Here is an 8,981-nt window from a genome sequence, read left to right on the forward strand (position 1 = left end):
TAAACAAAAGCGGACATTAGTCAGCGCTTTCTAAAGATCCGCTCTTCCATTGGGAAAGGGGCCTTTTCATGAAGAGATTGGCTTTGCATTAAACGGCCGGGGTAAGTACAGACTCTTTTTAGGAATGTCAGCAGCAACGAGGTACAACCCACATCAATTACAACTCACGTGGTTCGAGTGACACCAAAACCCTTGCCGCCGGAAGCTATCTGGAATCCACCGGCCAGTTTACCCACGGATTCAGGAATGATAGCGATGAAGAGACGACGATCTATATCCGCTCGAATAGCAATTACGAAGTGAGATAAGGTTTTGACCCGCAGTATGCGATGGGTAAGCCAACCGTTGAGGTTGGCTTTCTCATAAATTTAAAGTAAGCAGCTATTCTGGCCACCTGACTGTCGAAGCGAAAGCAATAAATTGGTCAATTTCGGTCTGGTTTTCGTTTTCGCCCCATTCAAACCCAATGGAACGTGTTGAAGTCAGCTCGGATATTGGTCGCTTAACGAGATTCGGTGATTCGTAATGTTCGGGAACGATAGCGACGCCAACGCCCTGTTCCACGAGGGAAAGTGCACGATCATCCTGATCGGTCACATAGGCTACGTTCAATTGTATGCCCTCTGTTCTCATGAGCTCCCGCAATATCTGGCGATATTCGCAATGTGAGCGCGACACAAAAGGTTCGTTCCGAAGATCCGCAAGGTTTAGTGACGGCGCCTCACTCAGGTGGTGACTGGCTGACATGGCTAACCTGTACGACTCGGAAAACAGGCGTTTCGAGTAGCTGAAACGGCGGCCGGGCTCGGTGCGCTCCGGGAGGACGGTGAGCGACAGATCAATACGGCCTGATTCCGCCAGTCGCTCTATTTCGTTAGTTGAGGCATCAAACACCTGGAGCTTTAGCCTAGCATTCTCTCTGCGGTACGGTTCTATCAGGCGAGCGATGTTGGTAATAGACAGTGTATTTACAACGCCTAGGCGCAGCATTCGTTGTTGGTCGTGGTTTTTCAGTTCGTCCCGGGCCCTGTTGCACTCGTCGACAATCTGCGTGGCCCGTTTAAACAGAGTTCGACCGGCGGGTGTTAACACCACATTGCGTTTGTTCCGCGTAAAAAGCCGGACTCCTAGCTCCCCTTCCAGTTTCGCAATGGAGGCAGACAATGCCGGTTGGGAAACGAATGCTCTCTTCGCGCCACGAGTAAAGCTCTCCGACTCAGCGGCTGCCAGAAAAAGGCGCAGTTGTTGCAGCTCCATACCATAACCTTCAGTTGTCGTTAGCATCAGAATAATCGATTTTATCTATGCTAAGCGCTGAATTAGGCTATTACCAGTGTTTCCAGCCTTTATGGAGAGTGCGATGCAGATGAAAGATAGGCCGATTGCTTTGGTGGTGGGGGCCGGAGATCACCTGGGAGGAGCCATTGCTCGTCGCTTTGCGCGGGAAGGCTTTCATCTCGTGGTTACTCGGCGCCGGGGGGATTTGCAGACTCTCAGCTCTGAAATTGATGCCCTTGGTTCGAGTGCAACGGCGATTCATTCGGACGCGCGGGACGAGGTGCAGGTCAGTGAGTTGGTTAACCGGGTGGAATCTGAACTGGGTCCGATACGGGTCGCGGTTTTCAATGTTGGTGGAAACGTTCAGTTTGACATCTGTGACACAACCACACGGATCTATCGAAAGGTCTGGGAGATGTGTGCACTTGCAGGTTTTTTGGTAGGACGTGAGGTCGCAAGAAAGATGTTGGCCCGTAAGGAGGGGACTATTCTCTTTACCGGAGCATCGGCAAGTCTGAGGGGGGGGCGTGGGTTCGCCGCCTTTTCCGGTGGCAAACATGCCCTGAGGGCGCTGGCGCAAAGCATGGCCCGGGAGTTGGGACCTCAGGGCATCCACGTCGGGCATGTGGTTGTTGACGGGCTCCTACGCAATGAGGCAACCGCTGAATTTTTGCCCGACCTGTATGCCAGCAAGGGGGACGACGGAATCATTGAGCCTGACGATCTCGCTGAGGTTTATTGGCAACTTCATAACCAGCCCCGTTCGGCCTGGACATTCGAACAGGATGTGAGGCCTTTTTCGGAGTCCTGGTGAACCTATGCTCACGAAAGGTATTTGATATGAAGAAGAGTATCGACTTCTATTACGATTTCATCAGTCCAGCATCTTACTTTGCATTTATGCGGTTGTTGCAGCTGACTGAAGACAGAGAGGTGGATATCAACTACAAGCCGATGCTGCTTGGAGGTGTATTCAAAGCGACGGGCAATACTTCCCCAGTCACGATCCCGGCAAAATGGGATTGGATCAAGGCCGATTTCCAGCGCCACGCCGATTACTATGAGATTCCATTCCAAATGAATCCGCACTTTATTTTCAGCACGGTTAACCCCATGCGTGGTGCCCTCTGGGCACTGTCCGCTGGCAGGATTGAAGAGTATAACCATGCCATGTTCTCCGCTGCTTGGGCCGAGGGCAAAGACCTTTCCTCCCAAGAGGTGCTGGCCGAAACTCTGAGCAAGGCAGGATTTGATGCGGATGAAGTGATGCAGGCGATGGCCCTGCCCGCGATCAAAACGGGGTTAATCGAATCGACGGATGAAGCAGCACGGCGAGGGGTGTTCGGAGCACCAACATTTTTCGTCGGTGAAGAATTATTCTTTGGACAGGACCGAATGGACTGGGTCAGAAGAGCGCTTGTCTGATTTCCACAACTCTACCTTCGATCGCAAATTCTACTTTACTGGCTCATGGGGCGAATATGAGTGAAGAAATTCAACGCTATAAGGTTCTGACCGCAGGGGTCCTCAACCTGATACTGGTGATGGGGATCGCCCGTTTTGCCTATACCCCGCTACTGCCTGTTATGCAGGAGCAGGCAGGACTGGGTGAGGCGGCAGGCGGCTGGCTGGCTTCTATTAATTATCTGGGTTATCTCTGTGGCGCGCTCATCGCCTCCATGATCAGTGATCTAAAATTGAAAGATCGTCTTTATCGTATCGGGCTGGTGGCGGCGGTCATAACCACGGCGGGCATGGGACTGACGGAAAACGTCTGGCTCTGGTCAATCCTGCGTTTTCTGGCGGGGCTGAGTTGTGCAGCCGGTATGTTGATTGGTTCGGGGCTGGTTCTGAGCTGGCTGATTCGTAACAACCACCGTGGTGAGTTGGGCATTCAGTTCAGTGGCGTCGGGCTGGGAATGGTCCTGTGTGCGGTTGCGGTCGAGCTGATGAGCACTTGGCTCGATTGGCACCGGCAATGGCTGGTTCTGACGGTGATCGGAGCCGTGATTCTTGTCCCGGCTTGGGCATGGCTACCACGGCCTGAATCTGTGCCAGTAACCACTGCCAATAGAAACATGAGCGACTGCCCGCCTGGTAAAGCGTTCATGGCGCTCCTTACCGCCGCGTATTTCTGCGCCGGTGTTGGTTTCGTTGTCAGTTCCACATTTATTGTGGCGATTGTCGATGAGCTACCCGGGCTGGAAGGGAAGGGCGTCTGTGCGTTCATGGTAATGGGTCTGGCTGCAGCCCCCAGTGCTGTTCTCTGGGACCTGATTGCGCGCCGAATAGGTAACCTGAATGCCCTGATTGCTGCCAGCCTGCTCCAGGCAGCGGGTATTCTGTTGCCAGTCATTGCGCCCAATATCCTGTTAACGATGTTGGGCGCAGTTCTTTTCGGAGGTACTTTTGTTGGCATTGTCTGTCTTGTGCTGACCATGGCCGGTCGCTTCTACCCCTCCCAGCCCGCCAAATTTATGGGGAAAATGACAATCTCCTTTGGCATTGCCCAGATTGTCGCTCCGGCGTTCACCGGTGTGCTCCGTGAATACAAAGGAGATTACGCCCTGGGGCTTTACACCGCCGCTGCGACGATGATGGTGGGTAGTATGCTACTGGTAATAGCCAAGACCCGGGAGATAGGCGAGAAGCCTACTCCCGAATTCGTCAACTGATGACACGTGTCTCTGCACCGCGTTGCTGTGTACTGTTTGTTATGTGCAGCCAGGCGTTAAAGCCAACAAATGCCATCACGATCAGCGTCAATATCGGTGGTTTAGTTTGCAGTGGTAGAACCGATGCAGGAACATTGGGTTCCAGATGAACATAAACTGCCACGATCATAATGATTGCCGTCAATGCAGTTGCACTGAAAAACAGACGGTCAGTTATCGTGTTCTTTAGATTCCCTCCGGCGAACAAGACGAAGAGAAACAGGCCGCCCGCGAACATTTCGCCGAACTGCCCGGCCCACTTTGACAGTGTAGGAAAGGGCAGTCCGCTGAGCGCGACCTGAGAGGCAAACATTTGAGCGAAAGGGTCAAAAAATTTGACCAATCCAGCCATCAACAGAAAGGCTCCAAGCATACCGGTGAGTACGTTTTCGACGGTATGGCCTGCGGTCCGCCGGGACTTTCTCGAAAGTAGCCAGCCGATACCGCAGATTAAGAAGACAGAGCCGATCAGTGATAACTCAATAAGAAGTTGTGTACTCATAGTCGCGGGTCTCGAAGTCGGTTGAAGAAGATCATTCCTTATCGGCCTATCGATCCGTTTGTTGTTGCTCTGGCTCCAGAAGAACCCGGCTAACGAAGAGTCGTACCGATGGTGCGATGACGGCTAGCAGCAATAAGGCGGGCGGTACAACCTGGCCCACCATGTTCATCCAGGCGTTAAGGAATGAGGCACCCTCTGGCAGGTTTTGATAGGTCATGATGGCGCTCATGCCAAGAAGCATGGTGGGTAGAACCAATGAAGCCATCAAAGGATATTGAAATTTGCGGGGAAACTTTTTCATGCCATTGCTCCAGTTGTTTAAAAGTTGTACTCAATCTATCATCACGGCAATCGTTCAAAAATAGCTTTAATTGAAAGATAAGAATGCAAATATGAAAGCCAAAGAAATGTCGAGTGTTTACTGGTTCTGCCAGTCTGCGGAGTGGGGCGGGTTTGCTCCAGCAAGCATCCAGACCCGGGTTTCTGCACCAACCTTGTCGCGCGCAGTGGCTCAGCTAGAGGACAGGCTGGGAGAAAAACTGGTGCACAGAAATGCAAAGCAGTTCCAGCTAACGGCTGCCGGTGAAGATTACTACCGACGGTTCGCCCCTATCTTTCAGCAACTGGACGAAGAGTGGGAGCAGCTATCCAGTTTGCAATCGGAGCTAACGGGTGATATCCGCGTTTCCTGCCCGGAACCGTTTGCGGACAGTTTTCTTCAGCAGGCGGCTTTTGATTTCATGAAAGATCACCCCGCTGTCAACATACATATTGATTTCTCGTCCGATACGAACACTTTCTTTGACGATCAAATTGATCTGGCGATCTCAACAAATCCACCACAAGCGCCGCATCTTGTGCAGAGACGGCTGTTCGATATGGAACTTGGTCTGGCAGCGTCACCCGGCTACTTGTCTGAATATGGCTGGCCGTCAGACACTTCAGATCTCCTCAGTCACCGTTTGCTGGCCGGCAACAAGATCCCATTCTGGGAATTTCGGGAGTCGGGACAAATCGTTCGGATTCCCATCAAACCAAGATACTCGATCGATAGCCTTCGCTTGATCATTAACGCGGCTTGCAAGGGGCTGGGGTTGTGTCTGATTCCAAAGGTGCTGCTCGCACAGCTGGCCGAGCGAGATCGTCTGACTGAAGTATTGCCCGCTGTGGGGTGCCCAACCGGGATTGTTTACATGGTGTGGGCTGATCGAAAACTGGTCTCTGCCAGGGTGGCTGCATTTCGGGACTTGATCACCGAGCGTATGGCTCAGCCCTGGGAATTCCTGTCGTCCGTTTCCCGGCTCAATGCCGACAACTGAACGTGATTCTTCTGCCGCCCTTTGAGGTGAGCCCAAATTGATACTATAAGTACCGATTGGTACAATATAGATCCGATTCTGTCAGGTAGGTAGATACAATGACTGTAGGGCGTAAACGCGAGTTCGACGAAAATACGGCTCTTCACAATGCAATGCAGGTTTTTTGGCTCAAAGGCTACTCCGGGGCTTCTTTGTCAGACCTGACTCATAGAATGGGTATTAACAAAACCAGCATGTATAGCGTTTTTGGGAACAAGGCCTCCTTATTTGCTAAAGCAACCAAGCTCTACATTGAGACGGAAATGTTTAATCATCTCAAGATTATGGAGCAGACGGATACACCATTAAGGGAGCGCCTGGAAAATTACATGCTTTCCGTGATCAGAATGCAGTGCGCATCAGACGGTCCCAAAGGTTGCTTTTTGGTGCACTGCCAGTCTGAAATCGTCGCTGGCGATCTTCCCGATGCGGTAGCGGAACTGCTAAAAAAACAAGATAAAACAGCCAAGCAAATGTTTGAAAACCTGTTCCGTAATGACCCGGAAGCTGTCGAGTTGGGTTTGGATAAACACGCCAAAACCAATGCTCTGACAATTTACACCGTTTTGAAGGGCACAGCGTCGATGGCTCGTTCAGGAGTAACAGCAACCGAGCTGCATGAGGTCGTCAATACCGCATTGCACGGTATAGGAATCAAGTAATTAACCTCCTTAAGACACTTCAGTTTGGTACCGAACTGATTCTATAGCCGCTCTGGCATCGGAAAACCCTCATACATCCCCCGTAGCAGTAACTGCATAGCCCCCCCCCTTCTGAAACCTCCTGTTGTCGCCACAAAAAGACGGAAAGTTCTCTTTCAATTCCGTACCGGTCGGTGTATATTTAATTCCGTACCGATCGGTACGTTAAATTCTGAATATTATCCTTGGCAGGAGATAGGTATGAGCTTTTCCGTAAAAGATAAAGTCGCACTGGTAACCGGTGCTAATCGCGGTATTGGCAAGGCAATCGTCGAATCATTTTTTGAGCACGGTGTCAGGAAGATCTACCTGGCAGTGAGGAACCCGGAGTCCACTCAGGAGCTGCAGGTGCAATACGGAGACAAAGTTGTCGTACTGCGTGCTGATGTGACCGATACTGGTTCGCTTCAATCTCTGGCAGAACAGGCGACTGATGTTGATATCTTGGTCAACAATGCAGGCGTGATGAATCTCGCATCACCCCTAAGTGATGATGTTGAAGCTTCTCTTCAGCATGAGCTTGATGTGAACGTGTTCGGGTTACTCCGCACAGCAAGAGCGTTCGCCAAAATACTCGAAACAAACCAGGGGGCTCTGGTTCAGCTCAACTCTATCGCTTCCATCAAGACCTTTGGTGATATGACGACTTACTGCGCGTCTAAGGCAGCGTCATACTCTGTCACACAGGGTTTACGCGAGAAATTGGGTGAAAAGGGCGTGAAAGTATTGAGCGTCCACCCGGGACCCATTGCAACCGAAATGGGCGATAACGCGGGTTTCTCCGGCGCGCCGAACGCCAGCGTTGTTTCTGAAGGCATTGTTGATGCCTTAGAAGCTGGGGACTTTCATCTTTTCCCGGATTCAACAGCCAAGCATCTTGAAGAGGCTTACCGTAGCTATGCTGAGCAGATCATCCTAGGGGATTTGTCAGTATAAAAAAATCTCAACCGGGTTGGGTATTGAATTGCCAATCGCTTCCTGAATAACTTAGAGCTTGTGAAGCGATGGATGCGCAAATTGCCAATTCATTACCTGACCCTCCTACAGTTAAACTCAAGGTAGGTCATCACGAGACCTGCCAGCTCAAAATAATCTGGTCGGTGAGGTCGGCCATGTCTGATGCGACGAGGTCAGGGGTCGGCACTTTTTCCGCGGGCAGAGTAGCGTTGTGAGGGCGGGTGATGAGCGCGCCGCGACAACCAGCCGCCTGGGCGCCGATCGTATCCCAGAGATGACAAGCGACGAGGCAAAGCCCCGATGTCTCGACGTTCATCTTCTGTGCTACGTGACGGTAGGTAGCTAAGGCCGGCTTGAATTTACCAACGGACTCAACGCTGAAAAAGTGCTCGAAGAAGTCGCCAAGCCCGGCGCGTTCGAGCGGCGTGGGCGATGATGAGCTCGCAGAATTGGTCAGTGTCACCAGCCGAAAACCCGCATCGCGCAGTCGGGTAAGCGCCGGGACGACGTCTGGATGTGCTGGCATTGAGCCCATTCGCTGTTTCAGTTCATCAATGTCGCTATCTTCGATCGTTGCTCCGTGAATTGAGGCGACCATACGCAGGGTTCCAATGCCCAGCTCACCGAATGGTGTGTAAAGGCCCGACAAGGTCATAGTTTGGGAATAAAGGATCAATTGGGCGAACCACTCTCTCAGAACAGAGCTGTCGCTAAAACAGCGCTCAAACAGCGGTTCGAGTGACGTGATATCGAGCAGCGTTTCGTTTACATCGAAAACAAGAATTGAGGGAGCTGATTCACGAGACATAAGACATACCTTGTTTTGCAGTTTGAGTTCGGGTAACTCGCTGCCGTCGCTTGAAAAGCGAGTATGAGAGCTGGCGCCATCACTTTTCAAGCCTTGGTTGACGACGATGGCCGGAAGATCAGCGTAATCCGCTTTTCGCCATTTAAGCAGATTTCGGCTTATCCTGCGCGAGCTGGGTACGAATCTTGATTTCATTCTCCAGGGTCCGGTGCACGGGGCATTTATCGGCAATTTCAAGCAGTTTGGCGCGATCCTGTTCGGATAGAGACCACCTTCCAGTCGGATATCGCGATACATCTCGCTGATCTGGCCGGCAATGGATTCGCAATCAGCGCAATCGTCGGCGTGAGTCCGTTGATGATGCAGGCGCACGCAGACGCAATCCAACGCAAGCTGCTTGCGTTCGGCGTCCAGGCGCAGAGTCATCGCGGTACAGGCGCCCAGGCCGCCAAGCAGATAATCGTAAGGTGTGGGGCCCGTATCGGTTCCCCCAGCGCGCTTGGGTTCGTCGGCAAGCAATACATGCCGGACTGCAACGCTAATTTTTTCTTACGATCGCAGGAGCCGGATTTTTCCAACTCTGGGTGGGCCTGATACGTGATTAGGGCAGACTGTAGTTGCCCCCAGCTAAACACAGAATTCGAATGTTCGCTTTGCGACCAG

General features: G+C 51.9%; 11 protein-coding genes. 7 read left to right on the top strand and 4 right to left on the bottom strand.

What is annotated here, in order from left to right; translation table 11 throughout:
- Window positions 1-152 precede the first annotated feature (152 nt).
- Window positions 153-308 (top strand): DUF4437 domain-containing protein, encoded by a 156-nt coding sequence (locus ACUN9X_RS18745; RefSeq protein ID WP_445474034.1) that lies wholly within the window; start codon window positions 153-155, stop codon window positions 306-308.
- A 73-nt stretch (window positions 309-381) separates the two neighbouring features.
- Here ACUN9X_RS18745 and ACUN9X_RS18750 read toward each other — a convergent pair whose 3' ends face one another.
- Complete coding sequence (locus tag ACUN9X_RS18750) at window positions 382-1,284, bottom strand: LysR family transcriptional regulator (protein WP_445474024.1); 903 nt, start codon at window positions 1,282-1,284, stop codon at window positions 382-384.
- 76 nt (window positions 1,285-1,360) lie between these two features.
- On the opposite strand from ACUN9X_RS18750, the gene ACUN9X_RS18755 reads away from it, so the two are divergent.
- The 3 genes from ACUN9X_RS18755 to ACUN9X_RS18765 are packed head-to-tail and all read left to right on the top strand — an operon-like array spanning window position 1,361 to window position 3,953.
- Window positions 1,361-2,092, top strand: a complete 732-nt coding sequence (locus ACUN9X_RS18755) for an SDR family NAD(P)-dependent oxidoreductase (protein WP_445474025.1) — start codon at window positions 1,361-1,363, stop codon at window positions 2,090-2,092.
- A gap of 26 nt (window positions 2,093-2,118) precedes the next feature.
- Window positions 2,119-2,703: a 2-hydroxychromene-2-carboxylate isomerase gene (locus tag ACUN9X_RS18760; RefSeq protein WP_445474026.1), complete on the top strand. Its 585-nt coding sequence runs from the start codon at window positions 2,119-2,121 to the stop codon at window positions 2,701-2,703.
- 56 nt (window positions 2,704-2,759) lie between these two features.
- Window positions 2,760-3,953 carry a YbfB/YjiJ family MFS transporter gene (locus tag ACUN9X_RS18765; RefSeq protein WP_445474027.1) on the top strand — a complete coding sequence of 398 codons (1,194 nt, stop codon included), beginning with the start codon at window positions 2,760-2,762 and terminating at the stop codon, window positions 3,951-3,953.
- Here ACUN9X_RS18765 and ACUN9X_RS18770 read toward each other — a convergent pair.
- A complete protein-coding gene (locus tag ACUN9X_RS18770; RefSeq protein WP_445474028.1) occupies window positions 3,946-4,494 on the bottom strand; it encodes a hypothetical protein in 549 nt (182 codons plus the stop codon). The two genes, ACUN9X_RS18765 and ACUN9X_RS18770, sit on opposite strands and share 8 nt — an antisense overlap.
- Before the next feature lie 46 nt (window positions 4,495-4,540).
- The gene (locus ACUN9X_RS18775) at window positions 4,541-4,795 is read right to left on the bottom strand and encodes a hypothetical protein (RefSeq protein ID WP_445474029.1); all 255 of its coding nucleotides are present in this window, start codon (window positions 4,793-4,795) and stop codon (window positions 4,541-4,543) included.
- Window positions 4,796-4,886: 91 nt separating this feature from the next.
- On the opposite strand from ACUN9X_RS18775, the gene ACUN9X_RS18780 reads away from it, so the two are divergent.
- The 3 genes from ACUN9X_RS18780 to ACUN9X_RS18790 all read left to right on the top strand — a co-directional run bounded on the left by ACUN9X_RS18780 (window position 4,887) and on the right by ACUN9X_RS18790 (window position 7,489).
- The gene (locus ACUN9X_RS18780) at window positions 4,887-5,813 is read left to right on the top strand and encodes a LysR family transcriptional regulator (protein ID WP_445474030.1); all 927 of its coding nucleotides are present in this window, start codon (window positions 4,887-4,889) and stop codon (window positions 5,811-5,813) included.
- Between the two features lie 98 nt (window positions 5,814-5,911).
- Window positions 5,912-6,514 carry a TetR/AcrR family transcriptional regulator gene (locus ACUN9X_RS18785; RefSeq protein WP_445474031.1) on the top strand — a complete coding sequence of 201 codons (603 nt, stop codon included), beginning with the start codon at window positions 5,912-5,914 and terminating at the stop codon, window positions 6,512-6,514.
- 240 nt (window positions 6,515-6,754) lie between these two features.
- The gene (locus ACUN9X_RS18790) at window positions 6,755-7,489 is read left to right on the top strand and encodes an SDR family oxidoreductase (RefSeq protein WP_445474032.1); all 735 of its coding nucleotides are present in this window, start codon (window positions 6,755-6,757) and stop codon (window positions 7,487-7,489) included.
- A gap of 130 nt (window positions 7,490-7,619) precedes the next feature.
- On the opposite strand, the gene ACUN9X_RS18795 is transcribed toward ACUN9X_RS18790, so the two are convergent.
- The gene (locus tag ACUN9X_RS18795; RefSeq protein ID WP_445474033.1) at window positions 7,620-8,837 is read right to left on the bottom strand and encodes a haloacid dehalogenase type II; all 1,218 of its coding nucleotides are present in this window, start codon (window positions 8,835-8,837) and stop codon (window positions 7,620-7,622) included.
- Window positions 8,838-8,981: the final 144 nt, after the last annotated feature.

Source organism: Marinobacter sp. V032 (genome assembly GCF_052645435.1).

What these genes read in the sequence shown, in the direction of transcription:
- ACUN9X_RS18775 (WP_445474029.1), bottom strand. Translation starts at nt 4,795, where the DNA reads ATGAAAAAGTTTCCCCGCAAATTTCAATATCCTTTGATGGCTTCATTG.
- ACUN9X_RS18765 (WP_445474027.1), top strand. Translation starts at nt 2,760, where the DNA reads ATGAGTGAAGAAATTCAACGCTATAAGGTTCTGACCGCAGGGGTCCTC.
- ACUN9X_RS18790 (WP_445474032.1), top strand. Translation starts at nt 6,755, where the DNA reads ATGAGCTTTTCCGTAAAAGATAAAGTCGCACTGGTAACCGGTGCTAAT.
- ACUN9X_RS18780 (WP_445474030.1), top strand. Translation starts at nt 4,887, where the DNA reads ATGAAAGCCAAAGAAATGTCGAGTGTTTACTGGTTCTGCCAGTCTGCG.
- ACUN9X_RS18760 (WP_445474026.1), top strand. Translation starts at nt 2,119, where the DNA reads ATGAAGAAGAGTATCGACTTCTATTACGATTTCATCAGTCCAGCATCT.
- ACUN9X_RS18755 (WP_445474025.1), top strand. Translation starts at nt 1,361, where the DNA reads ATGCAGATGAAAGATAGGCCGATTGCTTTGGTGGTGGGGGCCGGAGAT.
- ACUN9X_RS18750 (WP_445474024.1), bottom strand. Translation starts at nt 1,284, where the DNA reads ATGCTAACGACAACTGAAGGTTATGGTATGGAGCTGCAACAACTGCGC.
- ACUN9X_RS18785 (WP_445474031.1), top strand. Translation starts at nt 5,912, where the DNA reads ATGACTGTAGGGCGTAAACGCGAGTTCGACGAAAATACGGCTCTTCAC.
- ACUN9X_RS18770 (WP_445474028.1), bottom strand. Translation starts at nt 4,494, where the DNA reads ATGAGTACACAACTTCTTATTGAGTTATCACTGATCGGCTCTGTCTTC.